Source organism: Pseudomonas tritici (genome assembly GCF_014268275.3).
In the GTDB taxonomy this organism is placed as follows: Bacteria; Pseudomonadota; Gammaproteobacteria; order Pseudomonadales; family Pseudomonadaceae; genus Aquipseudomonas; species Aquipseudomonas tritici.
In genome coordinates, this window is the sequence record NZ_CP077084.1 from 3,433,474 (window position 1) to 3,447,579 (window position 14,106).

The following is a 14,106-nucleotide window of genomic DNA, read 5'->3' on the forward strand; positions in this document are numbered from 1 at the left end:
ATATGGCGCGTTCGAACGAACGCGCACCTCTACTCGTATGTGACCTGAGGGCACTTCTTGTCTACATCCAATGCGCTATCAAGTGACAAAGCAGCCACCGGTATCGTCGGTCTCGACGACATTCTTGCCGGCGGTTTGTCTCGCAGCCATTTGTTCCTGCTCGAAGGTGAGCCTGGGACCGGCAAAACCACCGTCGCCCTGCACTTTCTTCAGGACGGCGCCAAATGCGGCGAGCGATCCCTGTACATCACACTCTCGGAAACCGAGCGCGAGTTGCGCCAGGGTGCCAAGTCCCATGGCTGGGACCTCGATGAAAACATTCACATATTCGAGCTGACGCCGCCCGAAAGCATTCTCGACACTGATCACCAGCAAAGTCTGTTGTATTCGTCCGATCTGGAATTGGGCGAAGCGACCCGGCAGATATTCGAAGTGGTGGAAAAGGTCAAGCCGACCCGCGTGGTGATCGACAGTTTGTCGGAAATCCGCTTGCTGGCGCAGAGTTCGCTGCGCTATCGCCGGCAAATCCTGGCGATCAAGCACTACTTTGTGCGCTATGACGCCACGGTCCTGTTGCTGGATGACTTGACCACCGAAGCGCTGGATAAAACCGTACACAGCGTTGCCCATGGCGTTATCCGCCTGGAAGAGCTGACGCCGGTCTACGGTGCCGAGCGGCGCCGGGTGCGCGTCGTCAAATACCGTGGGCAAAAATACCGCGGCGGCTTTCATGACTTCACCATTGCCGGCGATGGCATCCACGTATTCCCGCGACTGGTGGCCGCCGAACATCGCGCCGGCTATGTCCGTCAAACGCTCACCAGTGGCATTGGCGAATTGGATGCATTGCTGGGTGGCGGCATCGAGACCGGCTCCAGCACGTTAATCCTAGGCCCAGCCGGCACCGGCAAGTCGCTGATTTCGATTCTGTTCGCTGCTGCCGCCGTGTCGCGTGGAGAGAAAGCCGCGCTGTTTATTTTCGATGAAGAACTCGGCCTGTTGTTCGAACGCATGCGGCAGTTGAACATCGATCTTCCAGCACTGCAGGCAACCGGCAATCTTTTCATTGAGCAAGTGGATGCCGCCGAGCTGTCACCGGGTGAGTTTTCTCACCGCGTGCGGCGTTGCGTGGACGAACGCGGCATCAAGACGGTGGTGATCGACAGCGTCAACGGTTTCCAGGCCGCCATGCCGGAAGAGAACTCGCTGATCCTGCACATGCACGAACTGTTGCTTTACCTCAACCGACGTGGTGCCGCGACCTTCATGACCGTTGCCCAGCACGGTCTGGTCGGTGACATGCAGGCGCCCGTCGACCTTACTTACCTGGCAGACACGGTGATCCTGTTGCGTTACTTCGAGGCACTCGGCAAAGTCCGACGGGCTATTTCCGTGATCAAGAAACGTACCGGTACCCACGAGTCGACCATCCGCGAGTACCGCATCGGCGCCGGCGGCATGGCCGTTGGTGACCCACTCGAGTCGTTCCAGGGCGTATTGCGCGGGGTGCCGACGTACATCGGGAGTGAAGCCCCGCTGCTCGTGGACCCGTTAGAGTGAGTATGTCGTTACCTGTATCCGAGCGAGCAATCATTCTTGCGCCGATGGGACGCGATAGCGTACTCGCGTCAATGATGCTCAAAGAAGCGGGGTATGGCAGCCTGATTGCCAGCGACTTGCCACGACTGTGCGAGGCGCTGGAGCAAGGCGCCGGCCTGCTGATCGTGGCGGTCGAAGCGTTGCGCGGTGTTGACCTCAATACGTTGCTTGATTGCCTGCGTCGCCAGCCGCCCTGGTCCGATTTGCCCATCGTGCTGATGACTCACCATGGCGGCAAGGAGCAAAGCGGCTCGTCTCACCTGAGCAATTTGCTTGGCAACGTGACCTTTCTGGAACGACCGTTTCACCCCTCCACGCTGATCAGCCTGGTTACTACTGCCGTGCGCAGCCGGCGCCGGCAGTATGAGGCGCGCGACCGCCTGGTTGACTTAAGTGAGAGCGAACTGCGCCTGCAACGTACGTTGGCAACCTTGGAGCAGCAGGTCGAAGAACGCACCATGCAGCTGCGCAGCAACGAGGAAGCCCTGCGCCAATCTCAGAAAATGGAAGCCGTCGGCCAGCTCACTGGCGGTATCGCGCACGACTTCAACAACATGTTGACGGGGATCATCGGCAGCCTGGAAATGCTGCGAAGGCGTATTGCCCGAGGCAAATTGGACGACCTGGACAGCCTCATCGATCTGGGCGTCACCTCCGCTAACCGTGCGGCGAGCCTTACCCATCGGCTGCTGGCGTTTTCGCGCCGGCAATCACTTGACTCCAAGCCCGTGGAGATCAACCAACTGGTAACTTCGATGGGTGAGTTGCTGCAACGCAGTATCAACGAAAGCATCGCCCTGGACATGCAACTCGCCCACGAACCGTGGACCGCCGAGGCCGACCCCAATCAGTTGGAAAACGCCCTGCTCAACCTAGTGATCAATGCCCGTGACGCGATGCCCAACGGTGGCCGCCTGACCGTGGAAACCAATAACCGCCACCTCGACAGTGTGTTCACCGCCGCCTACGGCACCCTGCTGCCGGGTGACTACGTTGAACTGCGCGTCAGCGACACGGGCTGTGGCATTCCGGAAAGTGTTATCGGCCGCGTGTTCGACCCATTCTTTACGACCAAGCCCATCGGCCAGGGCACGGGACTGGGTTTATCGATGATCTACGGGTTTGCCCGCCAGTCGCGTGGCCATGTGACCATTCACAGCGAAGTGGGCAAAGGCACGACGGTCAGTCTGTTTCTGCCACGGTTCATCGGCGAAATCGCCGCCGAGTTAGTGGCTGACCCAGCGCTTTTGCCTTCCGCCAATGCGGGGGAAACGGTACTGATTGTCGAGGACGACCCCGCCGTGCGCGTGCTGGTCAGCGCGGTACTCAAAGAGTTGGGTTATGGCTATGTCGAAGCGGGTGACGCCAACACGGCGGTGCCGATCATCGAGTCGGAGCAACGTATTGACTTGATGATCAGCGACGTTGGCCTGCCCGGCATGAATGGCCGCCAACTGGCGGAAATCGGCCGGCAGATCCGTCCGGATCTCAAGGTGCTGTTCATCACCGGTTACGCCGAGCATGCAGCGGTGCGTGGCGGTTTCCTTGATCCTGGGATGCAGTTGATCACCAAGCCGTTCACCTTTGATTTGTTGACCGTAAAGGTCCGGGAGATGATCAAACAGTCAGTCGACATGACGGACCGCTGACGAGCAACCGTCACTCGTCCTGCATTACTTGGTAATTAGCAGGCAGGGTAATCGTGGAATCATTTAGTGCCTTCGGTACACGAACAGGTAGGAAACCCTCGCGTAAGGACGCTGCGAACCTATTCGACAGTCCCGACTGAGCATGCACTGATGACCCTGTCTGCACACCTCTCCACTCCGTCGCTTGCCCATTTTGTCCCATTTGAACCCCCGTTTATCCAGACATCGCGCCTGTCGCTGGCGGCTCTGCAAACCGACGCTTCTGTACAGCCGCCAAGCGTTGATGGTGACAGTCAACTGGCTCAGCGATATGCCCAACAACCGTTGACGCTGCAAACGACCGTGCTGCGCAGTTGGAGCAGCAGAAGGTTTTCGCAGGCGGCGCGCACTTGAACCATGAAGATGCGTTCGAACACCAAAAGCGAGAGATGGGGGATATCAATAACCGACACACATTTAACGACCAGATCATTAATCGAGTGTTGGCTGCATTTGCCACAATACATCTGGACGCTCAAGAAGGCGCAATTACCACCCGGTTCTGTGGGTTACATGACGCCAGATCAACTCGCGGCCAGGGTCAAAAATGATCTGGAAACGGTCCTGGGTGTCATCACCCTGCCCATCGATCCACACTCGTCCTACCATCGCGATCAGGTTCGCGTTTACACCTTCAAGTATGCTCAACGCAAACGTACAGAAGCTTACGCCCTGAGAGGGGGAAATGAGCGGCGCCTGCCGGCAGGCGCCGTATCCTTCAGGCCAACAACCGCTGGATATGCTCTTGCAGCGTATCCAGGTCAAACGGCTTGGCCAGGATCGGCGCGTTGCGCGTGATGGGGCTGTTGCAGTCAAGGATTTCCTGCGGGTAACCGCTGATGAAGATCACTTTCAGTTCCGGGCGCAACTTCATCGCCGGCTCGGCGATCTGCACCCCGGAAATCCCGCCGGGCAGGCGGTAGTCGGTCACCATAAGGTCCAGGTGCGGCTTGGTTGCGAGGATTTCGAAGGCCTGCTCCCCATCGATGGCCTTCAATACCCGATAGCCGAGGCCGGCCAGGTACTCGCCCAGCACAAACATAATGGATTCGTCGTCCTCGACGATCAGAACGACATCTTGCGCATCTTCACTCATGGGAAGCCTTTGTCCGGTCAATTGCTGCAATTACGACCATGGGGTCACGCAGAGGTTGCGTCGAGGTGACGATTGATTTCATGCCAATGCCTCGAGGGGCAAACACACCCGAAACAAGGCGCCCTCGCCTATCTGGCTCTCGACCTCGATAGTGCCGCCATGGGCTGCAACGATCTGCTCGGAAATAAACAGCCCCAGGCCGAGGCCCGCAGCCACTTGGCTGGCAGACACACGCTCGAACTGCTGGAAAATTCGCTTCTGGTTTTCTTCACTGATACCGATCCCGTGATCACGCACTTCCACGCGAGCTTCGCCGTGTTCGCTGTACACGCGCACCTGCACCGGGCTTTTGGCGCCGTAGCGCAGTGCGTTGGTCAACAGGTTGGTCACCACCTGTTCGATGCGGAACTCGTCCCAGTTGCCTTCCACGGGGCCGTCGACGATCAGTTCCATGGAAGAGCCCGCCGCCGCGACTTGGGGGCCGAAGTTCTCTACCAGGTTGCTCACAAGCTGCGCCAGATCGAAACGCGCCGGGCGGATCGACAACTTGCCGGTGCGGATGCGCGACACATCGAGCATGTCTTCGATCAGGCGAATCAGGCTCTGGATCTGGCGCTCGTCGCGGTCGACCATGGCGTGCATCTTGTCCAGGGTGAATGCGGCGGCGTTATCCCGGGCCAGGTGCATCTTGCGCAGTTGGGTCTCGAGGATCAGGCCATTGAGAGGCGTGCGCACTTCGTGGGCGACGATTGACATGAAGTCGTCACGCATACGGACCGCCTGCTCCAGCTCGGCCTGCGCGGCCTGCAGGCGCGACAGCAACAGTTCTTGCTCGCGACGGCTGCGCTCAAGCGCTTCTACCTGAAGCTTCATGGCTTTGCTTTGGCGGTACAGGTCAACGAACACATTGACCTTGCTCTTTACCGCATGGATATCCAGCGGCTTGTGCAAGAAGTCGACGGCGCCGCTTTCATAGCCCTTGAAGGCGTAATTGAGCTCACGGCCGGCAGCACTGACAAACACAATCGGGATGTTCTTGGTCTTTTCGGTGCCGCGCATCAATTCGGCCAACTCAAAACCATTCATGCCGGGCATCTGTACATCGAGAATCGCCAGGGCGAACTCGTGCTCCAGCAACAGGGACAAGGCCTCGTCAGCGCTCAATGCCTTGAACACCTGCCGGTCCTCGCGCTTGATCAGCGCTTCGAGGGCCAGCAGGTTTTCCGGCAGATCGTCGACGATCAGCAGTTTGGCCTGCACAGTACTTAACATGGGGAATATTCCAGGGAAGCCAGCAGTGAGCCAATCCGGCTCAACGTTAGAATGTGGTCGGGTGTATGCAGCGCCAGCGCTGCACGGGGCATGACAGCAATGCGTGCTTCAGTGGGTTCTTGCACCACAGTAGTTCCACCTTGCTGCTTGACGTGGGCCAGGCCCCGGGCGCCGTCATGGTTGGCGCCGGTCAACAGGATAGCCATCAAGCCTTTGCCGTACGCATCGGCGGCCGATTCAAACAGGAAATCAATTGCCGGCCGCGAGTGGTGCACACGGTCTTCCTGGCTCAGGGACAGGCTGCGATCCTGCTCCACCGACAGGTGGTAGCCGGGCCCGGCGAAGTACAGGGTGCCGGGCTTGAGCATTTCCTTGTCACGGGCCTCCACCACTCGCATGGCAACACGCCGGTCGAACACCTCGGCCAATTGGCTGCGGCGTTCATCCGGCAAGTGCAGCACGGTGATGATCGGCAAGCCGAAATCCGCTGGCAATTCGCTGAACACCGTCAGCAAGGCTTCCACGCCACCGGCAGACGCACCGATGACGATAGCCTCTATGCCCCGGACCGATGCCGGGCTGGCAGCCGCTTGATTCATAGTTTTCGGTAGATCCGTTCCTGTTTGACCAAGGGTTCAAACTGTTTGCCGTACGCGGAGAAATCCAAGGTTTCCTTGCTGCCCAGCACCAAAAAGCCGCGATGGCACAGCGACTCATGGAACAACCCAAACGCGCGATCTTGCAATTTTTTATTGAAATAAATCAACACGTTACGACACGAAATTAATTGAGTTTCTGAAAACACACTGTCAGTCGCCAGGCTGTGGTCGGCGAACGTGACATTCTCGCGCAGCGTCTTATCGAAGATCGCGTACTCGTAGGCTGCCGTGTAGTAGTCGGCAAATGAGCGTTGCCCGCCCGCCTGCTGATAGTTGGCCGTGTAGGCCCGTACGTTTTCCAGGGAAAAGATGCCTTGCTTGGCCTTCTCCAACGACGCCGGGTTGATATCCGTGGCGTAGATGATCGTACGCTCCAGCAAGCCCTCTTCACGCAGCAGGATGGCCATGGAGTACACCTCCTCGCCCGTGCTGCAGCCGGCGATCCAGATCTTGATCGACGGGTAGGTCTTGAGCAACGGCACCACTTCCTGGCGGATCGCCAGGAAGTGCGACGGGTCACGAAACATCTCGCTCACCGGGATCGTCAGAAATTGCAGCAACTGCATGAACGCCGCCGGGTCGTGCAGCACACGCTCCTGCAAGGCGGAAATGGTCGCACAGTCGAACTGGCGCAACGCATGGGCCACGCGGCGCTTGACGGACGCACCGGAGTAGTCGCGAAAGTCGTAGCTGTACTTGAGGTAAATCGCCTCAATCAACAGGCGCAACTCAATGTCACTGCTTGTTTCCAAAAAACGTCGCTCCACTTAAATGCGTTCTATCTTCGGTAGCCACACGCGAATCAAAGAAAACAGGCGGTCCAGGTCAATCGGCTTGGCCAGGTAATCATTGGAGCCGGCGGCCAGGCAGCGTTCCTGATCGTCCTTCATCGCTTTGGCCGTGACTGCGATGATCGGCAACTTCTTCCAGCGCGGGTCCTGGCGGATCAAGGCGGTAGCCTCGTAACCGTCCATTTCCGGCATCATCACGTCCATCAACACCAGATCGATATCCTCGACCTCGTTGAGTTTGTCGATGGCTTCACGGCCATTGCGCCCAATGACCACCACGGCGCCTTTGTGCTCCAGGGCGCTGGTCAGGGCGAAGATGTTGCGCACATCGTCGTCCACCAACAGGATCTTGCGCCCCTCGAAGACCTTGTCGCGGCTGCGCGCAGTCTTGAGCATCTTTTGACGATCATGGGACAGCTGGGACTCGACTTTGTGCAGAAAGAGTGTGACCTCATCCAGCAGGCGTTCCGGTGAACGCGCGCCCTTGATGATGATCGAGCGCGAATACTTGCGCAGTTCGGCCTCTTCGTCGCGGGTCAGGTTGCGCCCGGTGTAGACGATCACCGGCGGGAACGAGCAGATGTCCTCAGTGGCCATGCGCTTGAGCAGCTCGTTACCGAGCATGTCGGGCAGCTTGAGGTCGATGATCATACAGTCGTAGACATGGTTGCGCAGCAGGTCGAGGGCTTCCTGGGCGAAGCCAACGGCGGTGATCTCGATGTCATCGTCGCCGATCAGGCGGGCAATGCTGTCGCGCTGCAGGTCATCGTCTTCCACCAGCAGTACGCGCTTGACCTTCTGGGTCAGCTTGGCTTCCAGGCGTGCAAAGACGTCCTTGAGCTCTTCGCGGGTGGTGGGCTTGACCGCATAACCAATGGCGCCCATGTGCATGGCCGCCTCGACACGGTCTTCCACGGAAATCACATGCACCGGGATATGGCGGGTGTTGGCGTGTTCTTTCAGGCGTTGCAGCACGGTCAGCCCGGAGTGGTCCGGCAGGCGCATATCCAGCAGGATCGCGTCAGGGATGTACTCTTCGGCCAGGCTGTAGCCTTCGTCTGCGCCATGGGCCACCAGGCAGTTATAGCCGAGCTCGTGGGCCAGGTCGAACAGGATGCGGGCGAAATTCGGCTCGTCTTCCACCACCAGGATGCAGCGCGTGGTGAAGGGGGCCTTGTCGCGGTCGTCGGCGAAACGCGGGATCTGCTTGGCATCGGCTACCGGCAGCGGTGTTACCTTGACCGGCATTGGCGCAGGCACCACGACTGCTTGGCGTGGTTGTTCGACCGGTGCCGCGTCTGCTTCGCGCTCTACATACTGCTCCGGCAATACCAGGGTAAAGACACTGCCCTTGCCTGGCTCGCTGGTCACACTGATGTAACCGCCCAGCAGGGTGGCCAGGTCGCGGGAAATAGACAGCCCGAGGCCGGTGCCGCCATAACGGCGGTTGGTGGTGCCGTCGGCCTGCCGGAAGGCTTCGAAGATGCTTTCCTGGTGGTCCGGGGCGATACCGATGCCGGAATCGCGCACCGTGAAGGCAATGCCTTCCCCGGGTGCACGGGACACCGACAGGCTGACCTCGCCTTGCTCGGTAAACTTGAGCGCGTTGGACAGCAGGTTTTTCAGGATCTGCTCCAGGCGCTGGCGGTCGGTAAACAGCAGGGTCGGCGTACCTTCCTGCACGTCCACCTGGAAACCCAGCTTACGATCGGCCGCCAGCGGCTCGAACATCCCGCGCAGGCCGTCTACAAGGCGCGCCACGCTGGAGGTTTCCGGGCGCACTTCCAGCTTGCCGGCTTCGACCTTGGAGATGTCGAGGATGTCGTTGATCAGGTTGAGCAAGTCATTGCCGGCGGAATAGATCGACTCGGCAAACTTGACCTGCTCAGCGCTGAGGTTTTCCTGGGGGTTCTCGGCCAGCAACTTGGCCAGGATCAGCGAGCTGTTCAGCGGTGTGCGCAGCTCGTGGGACATGTTGGCGAGGAATTCAGACTTGTACTTGCTGGAGCGCTGCAGCTCTTCGGCGCGATCTTCCAGTGCGAGCTGGGCCTGGTTGAGCTCGATATTCTTGCGGTCCATGGCGTCGCGCTGCTCGGCGAGGGTCTCGGTTTGCTCGGCCAGTTGCTCGTTGGTCTGCTCCAGCTCAGCCTGCTGGGTTTCCAGGTGGGCCTGGGACTCTTTGAGGATGCGTGACTGTTCTTCCAGCTCTTCGTTGGCGGTCTTGAGCTCTTCCTGTTGCACTTGCAGCTCTTCGTTGAGCTGCTGGGTCTCGGCCAGCACTTCCTGCAGGCGTTGACGATACCGAGCGGCCTCGATGGAGGTGCCGATATTGCTGGAGATCAGCTCCAGCAGCTCGACGTCACGCTCTTCCAGTGGGCGCAGGAAACCCAGCTCAATCACCCCATTGACCCGCTCGTCATTGTTGGTCGGCACCACCAGTACGCTACGGGCAGCGCCTTCACCCAGGCCAGAACTGACTTTGAAATAATCCACTGGCACGTCGTCCAGGCGAATCAGCCGATCCAGATGGGCTGCCTGCCCAACGATGCCTTCGTCGCTGTAGATGGCCTGCTCCCGTTGCTCTTGCTCGCGGGAGAAACCGTAGGTGGCCACGCGCTTGAGGCCGCCGTGTTCTTCGCGCACGTACAGCGCGCCAACGACCGAGCCCATGTACTGGGCAAAGAATTGCAGGATATTGCGGCCGAGCATGTTCAAGGTGAGTTGGCCGAGGACCTGTTCAGCCAGTTCGGTCTGGCCATTGCGCAGCCAGGCTTGCCGTTCCAAGCGTCGCGCGATCTTCTGTTGTGACGCGAGGTTTTCGCTGTAACTGTCTGATAATGAAACAAGATTCTTACGGCCGATATAAGCCAGGAAACCGCTTAACCCCAACACAAATGCCAAGTACAAGGTGACACTGATCACCGTTGTGCGGGTGACCTCTTCATTGCGGGCGATGCGGAACTGCTGCTCCATCGCCACCGCGTCGTCATATTCCTTGCGGATTTCGTCAGTCAGGCGCTTGCCGCGGCCGGCCTTGACCGCATCGCGGTAGTCGCCGCTCGTGCGCTGCAGATCAATCATCGACTGGGCATAGTTGTTCCACTCGGCCTGCAATGCTTCCAGGCGTTTGAGGCGGTCCACCTGCTGCGGATTGTCCGCCACCAGCTCCTGCAAATTGCGCAGGTCGGCGATGATTCGCGGCTTGGCCACTTCGTAGGGGTCGAGGAAATGCTCGTCACCGGTGATCAGGAAGCCGCGCATGCCGGTTTCCAGGTCCACCGTCAGCTTGGACGATTCATTCAGGTTATTGATAACCCGATCGGTGTGTTCCACCCACTGGATTACCGACAACAGGTAGGTGATCAGCACGACGAAAAACACTGCACTGAGCACACCCACACTCAGGGGCAGTGCAACGTTTCGGCTCAGGAGGTTACGAAAGCTCTTTTCATCGACGGACGACGCGGGAGTCATGGAAATGCCTTGGCCAAAGGTGGAAAAACCGGGAGTTTGCCGCAAAGTGGCGGGCAAGACTATTTTTCTAGAACGGTTTTGTACAGATTCCTGCGAAGGAACCCGCTATTCTCTCTCGTCTTTTCTATCGCATTGTTTTTACGGCCAGCGGGAACTTGTCATGAGTGCCCGCTTACTCAAGGAAGAGGCCTGTCAGAACGGCCGCGTGTAAACCCTTGCCTTTTTTGGGAATTCGATTATGTCTGCAGTCACCTCCACCATCCTTGTCGTCGAAGACGATGCCATCGTGCGCATGCTCATCGTCGATGTCTTGGAGGAGCTGGAATTCAGTGTGGTAGAGGCGGCCGACGCCGAGGAGGCGCTGGCTCTGGTGCAAAACACCGACCAGGTGATCGACCTGCTGATGACCGACGTCGGCCTGCCTGACATGGACGGCAAGCAACTGGCGATCAAGGTCCGCGAACTACGCCCTGCCCTGCCAATCCTGTTCGCCAGCGGCTATGCCGAGAATATCGACGTGTCTGCCGGCATGCAGGTCATCGCCAAGCCGTTTTCCATTGATCAACTGCGCGACAAAGTCAAATCGATGTTGCCTGCGCTGTAATCCCGGCTTGTCTTCAGTGCCGCCTGCATGGGCGGCATTTTTGCGTCAGATGTTCAGAGATTAACGTGACCTTCGACCAATAAAACCGGAAACTCAGCGCTTCCCCGCGCCACCCCTACTCATTCTTCAAAACGCACTCACGAAGGACGCAACAACATGATTGGAAAACCGACGCGCCTGCTGTTGGCGAGCCTCTCGATACTCATGAGCACCGGCGCCTGGGCTGACTTCACGGCAACACCGAGTGAGGCCCGGGCGATTGCCAAAGAAGCCTACCTGTATGGCTACCCGGTGGTGGAGATGTACAAGACGCTCTATACGCAGGCCGTTGATCAAGGCGGCGCCAACTTCAAGGCGCCGATCAATCGGCTGGGGCATTCCGCCCAAGTGCTCAGCCCGAAAGACACCACGCAGGCCAAGGCGAACCCTGACACGCCCTATTCCTTCGTCTGGATGGACCTGCGCAGGGAGCCGATGGTGCTGACGTTGCCCGGGATTGAGGACGATCGCTATTACTCGGTGCAGTTGATCGACCTTTATAGCCAGAACATTGCGTACCTGGGCACTCGCAGTACCGGCAACCATGGCGGCCACTACATGGTCGCGGGTCCTGATTGGAAGGGCCAGCAGCCTGTGGATGTGGACCGGGTGATCTACAGCGAAAGCAACTTGGTCTACGCACTCTACCGCACGCAGTTGTTTGATGAAAAAGACCTGAACAAGGTCAAGCAGATCCAGAACGGCTACAAGGTGCAGCCGCTGAGCGGCTATGTGAAGCAAGCCGCACCGGCCAAGGTGGCAAAGATCGAGTGGCCCAAGCCCACGGCGGCGATGACAGACAGCCCGCAACTGTTTCGCTACCTGAACTTTATGCTGGCCTACGCCAAGCCTCAGGACAGCGAGAAAGACCTGCTGGCCCGCTTTGCCACCATCGGCATCGCGCCTGGCGCGCCCTTCAAGGTCAGCCAGCTCAGCGCGGAACAGCGCAAAGCCCTGGAACAAGGCATAGCAGATGGCAAAGCCGAGTTTGCAGCCTTCAAGAAAGACAAGCTCGACACCCTTCAGGTCACCAGTGGCGAACTGCATGGCAGCCGTGATCGCCTGAAAAACAACTACCTGTACCGCTACGCCGGCGCTATCCAGCGTTTGTTCGGCAATTCGGCCGAAGAAGTCAGCTACATGACTTACGCCGTCGACAGCGAAGGCAAACCGGCCAATGGTGCGCGTCATAGCTACACCGTTCACTTTGCCAAAGACCAACTGCCACCGGCCGATGCATTCTGGTCGCTGACCATGTATGAAGCCAAGACCGGGCAACTGGTGCCCAACCACAAGAAACGCTACCTGATCAATTCACGGATGCTGCCCAACCTCAAGCGCGACGCCGACGGCGGCGTGACCCTGGCGCTGCAACACCACGAGCCGCCGAAGGCAGAACAGAGCAATTGGCTGCCCGCGCCGCCCGCGCCCTTCTACGCGGTACTGCGCATGTACCTGCCCAAGCCGGAAGCAGTTAATGGCCAATGGAAGCTGCCACCCCTGACACCCCAGAAGTAGCAGCGACTGGCCGGCAGTTGTGACAACAACGAGCCGGCCAGGATGGGGTTGAGGTTCAGTGCTTTTTCAGCTTCACATAGGACTGGTGCAGGTCCGACGCCCAGCCGTCGATAACGCCTTTCACATCGCTGGACTGCATCACTTGGGAATCATTGGCCAACGGCTTGCCGGTGCCTTTGCGTACCACTTGGGCGAGTACCTTGCCATTGGCGCCGTCGAGAAACTGCGCTTCGGTGCCCAGGGTGGTTTCCTGGTCACGGATGCCGGTACCGGTACTGACCGCCGCCGCCACCAGGGCGACCGGAATAAACTCATAGGGCTTGAGGCCTTCGGTCTTGCTGCCGACCGCCGTAATCGCCGCGCGCACCACAATGACGCCTGGGCCTGGGCCATTGGCCAGGGGCAACGACTTGGCCAGTTCACGCTTGAGCGCTTGGTTGAAATAATCGTTGATGCCACGCAGGGTGCTGTCCGGAATCTTGGCGGTGGCCTGGGGCTTGGGGTAGAACTGCGTCGGTTCGATGTACACCGCGCTGTAGCGGCTCAAATCCAGTGTTGGGTCGACCCAGCGCATCACTTCGGCGCCCGAAGGCGACTTGCCTTGCTTCAGTTGGCTGTAGTCCGAGAGAAAACCCGAGTATTCATCGGGTTGCGTAATCTTGCTGGCACAGCCCGCCAGCCCAAGCGAAGCGACGCACAGCACGGTAACGACTTGCCTTAATTTCATCTTTTGAACTCCCTGGCGGTCGGCGTTGGAACATTGAGCTGTAGGTATAGCTAATCCTGGGCAAATAGCCCTGCTCCAACCACCTGCCGTTCAGGCGCGTTCGCGAGGAATCAGGCTCTGCAACTGCGACGCCAGGAAGTTCGCGTCAAAGCCGAACGTGTCCGGGTCTTTAAGGCCATTGGTCTTCTTCCACAGCCAATCGTTTTTATCCGCAGGCAACACCAGGGAAACGCTGCCATGCCGCGCGGCGGTCAAACCCATTACGGAGACGGAGATCAACCCACCCACCCCCATCACATCCGGCACGAACTCCACCGGTTTGCCGGTGATCTGCACGGTCAGTTTCTCGGTCTTGAAGGTCGACGTCTCCACCGGGATGCTTGGGCCGCTGGCCACGTAAGGCTCTCGGTGCACTTCAAGCAACCCCACCGTTTTCACCGGTTCCAGCCATTGCTCGATCTGCCCGAACAACGCGTCGAGTTTTTGCGCCCAGCGGGCCGACTGCACGTCGAATTGCTGTTTTTTATGCGCTTCGCTATCGGCGTAATGACGAAGCATCTCGCCCAGTTGCTGTACATCGTCCATTGCGGATCTCCTCCGGTGAGCCAGGTTGCGAAGCTCAATCATGGCAGATGCGGT

12 protein-coding genes are annotated in these 14,106 nt (G+C 58.9%); 5 read left to right on the forward strand and 7 right to left on the reverse strand.

The annotated features are described in order from the left end of the window. The first annotated feature begins 57 nt into the window (after positions 1–57). The 3 genes from HU722_RS15290 to HU722_RS15300 all read left to right on the forward strand — a co-directional run bounded on the left by HU722_RS15290 (position 58) and on the right by HU722_RS15300 (position 3,641). Positions 58–1,560, forward strand: coding sequence for an ATPase domain-containing protein (locus HU722_RS15290; protein WP_065873072.1), 1,503 nt, complete (start codon positions 58–60; stop codon positions 1,558–1,560). Positions 1,561–1,562: 2 nt separating this feature from the next. Further along, positions 1,563–3,248, forward strand: coding sequence for an ATP-binding protein (locus HU722_RS15295; RefSeq protein ID WP_065909353.1), 1,686 nt, complete (start codon positions 1,563–1,565; stop codon positions 3,246–3,248). A 150-nt stretch (positions 3,249–3,398) separates the two neighbouring features. After that, positions 3,399–3,641, forward strand: a complete 243-nt coding sequence (locus tag HU722_RS15300) for a hypothetical protein (RefSeq protein ID WP_139113196.1) — start codon at positions 3,399–3,401, stop codon at positions 3,639–3,641. 364 nt (positions 3,642–4,005) lie between these two features. Here HU722_RS15300 and HU722_RS15305 read toward each other — a convergent pair whose 3' ends face one another. From HU722_RS15305 to HU722_RS15325, 5 genes are all read right to left on the reverse strand, one after another. Then, positions 4,006–4,383 (reverse strand): response regulator, encoded by a 378-nt coding sequence (locus tag HU722_RS15305; protein WP_049713300.1) that lies wholly within the window; start codon positions 4,381–4,383, stop codon positions 4,006–4,008. 78 nt (positions 4,384–4,461) lie between these two features. Further along, positions 4,462–5,655 (reverse strand): hybrid sensor histidine kinase/response regulator, encoded by a 1,194-nt coding sequence (locus HU722_RS15310; RefSeq protein WP_065873069.1) that lies wholly within the window; start codon positions 5,653–5,655, stop codon positions 4,462–4,464. Beyond that, the gene (locus HU722_RS15315; RefSeq protein WP_065873068.1) at positions 5,649–6,254 is read right to left on the reverse strand and encodes a chemotaxis protein CheB; all 606 of its coding nucleotides are present in this window, start codon (positions 6,252–6,254) and stop codon (positions 5,649–5,651) included. Before HU722_RS15315 ends, HU722_RS15310 begins: the two co-directional genes overlap by 7 nt. Continuing rightward, complete coding sequence (locus HU722_RS15320) at positions 6,251–7,081, reverse strand: CheR family methyltransferase (RefSeq protein ID WP_371905342.1); 831 nt, start codon at positions 7,079–7,081, stop codon at positions 6,251–6,253. The genes HU722_RS15315 and HU722_RS15320 overlap by 4 nt, the downstream gene beginning before the upstream one ends. Next, entirely contained in the window at positions 7,082–10,579 is a 3,498-nt protein-coding gene (locus tag HU722_RS15325; protein ID WP_065873067.1) for a response regulator, read from the reverse strand. A gap of 238 nt (positions 10,580–10,817) precedes the next feature. Between HU722_RS15325 and HU722_RS15330 the strand changes: the two genes are divergently transcribed. Beyond that, the gene (locus tag HU722_RS15330) at positions 10,818–11,183 is read left to right on the forward strand and encodes a response regulator (RefSeq protein WP_065873066.1); all 366 of its coding nucleotides are present in this window, start codon (positions 10,818–10,820) and stop codon (positions 11,181–11,183) included. 156 nt (positions 11,184–11,339) lie between these two features. Then, positions 11,340–12,740 (forward strand): DUF1254 domain-containing protein, encoded by a 1,401-nt coding sequence (locus HU722_RS15335; protein WP_065873065.1) that lies wholly within the window; start codon positions 11,340–11,342, stop codon positions 12,738–12,740. Positions 12,741–12,795: 55 nt separating this feature from the next. Here HU722_RS15335 and HU722_RS15340 read toward each other — a convergent pair whose 3' ends face one another. Next, complete coding sequence (locus tag HU722_RS15340; protein ID WP_065873064.1) at positions 12,796–13,467, reverse strand: DUF3313 domain-containing protein; 672 nt, start codon at positions 13,465–13,467, stop codon at positions 12,796–12,798. A gap of 90 nt (positions 13,468–13,557) precedes the next feature. After that, complete coding sequence (locus tag HU722_RS15345) at positions 13,558–14,052, reverse strand: hypothetical protein (RefSeq protein ID WP_065873063.1); 495 nt, start codon at positions 14,050–14,052, stop codon at positions 13,558–13,560. Between the last annotated feature and the right edge of the window lie 54 nt (positions 14,053–14,106).

Bases quoted from the DNA above. Each gene is read 5' to 3' on its own strand.
- HU722_RS15310 (WP_065873069.1), bottom strand. From the start codon at position 5,655: ATGTTAAGTACTGTGCAGGCCAAACTGCTGATCGTCGACGATCTGCCG.
- HU722_RS15305 (WP_049713300.1), bottom strand. From the start codon at position 4,383: ATGAGTGAAGATGCGCAAGATGTCGTTCTGATCGTCGAGGACGACGAA.
- HU722_RS15300 (WP_139113196.1), top strand. From the start codon at position 3,399: ATGACCCTGTCTGCACACCTCTCCACTCCGTCGCTTGCCCATTTTGTC.
- HU722_RS15295 (WP_065909353.1), top strand. From the start codon at position 1,563: ATGTCGTTACCTGTATCCGAGCGAGCAATCATTCTTGCGCCGATGGGA.
- HU722_RS15315 (WP_065873068.1), bottom strand. From the start codon at position 6,254: ATGAATCAAGCGGCTGCCAGCCCGGCATCGGTCCGGGGCATAGAGGCT.
- HU722_RS15345 (WP_065873063.1), bottom strand. From the start codon at position 14,052: ATGGACGATGTACAGCAACTGGGCGAGATGCTTCGTCATTACGCCGAT.
- HU722_RS15330 (WP_065873066.1), top strand. From the start codon at position 10,818: ATGTCTGCAGTCACCTCCACCATCCTTGTCGTCGAAGACGATGCCATC.
- HU722_RS15325 (WP_065873067.1), bottom strand. From the start codon at position 10,579: ATGACTCCCGCGTCGTCCGTCGATGAAAAGAGCTTTCGTAACCTCCTG.
- HU722_RS15335 (WP_065873065.1), top strand. From the start codon at position 11,340: ATGATTGGAAAACCGACGCGCCTGCTGTTGGCGAGCCTCTCGATACTC.
- HU722_RS15340 (WP_065873064.1), bottom strand. From the start codon at position 13,467: ATGAAATTAAGGCAAGTCGTTACCGTGCTGTGCGTCGCTTCGCTTGGG.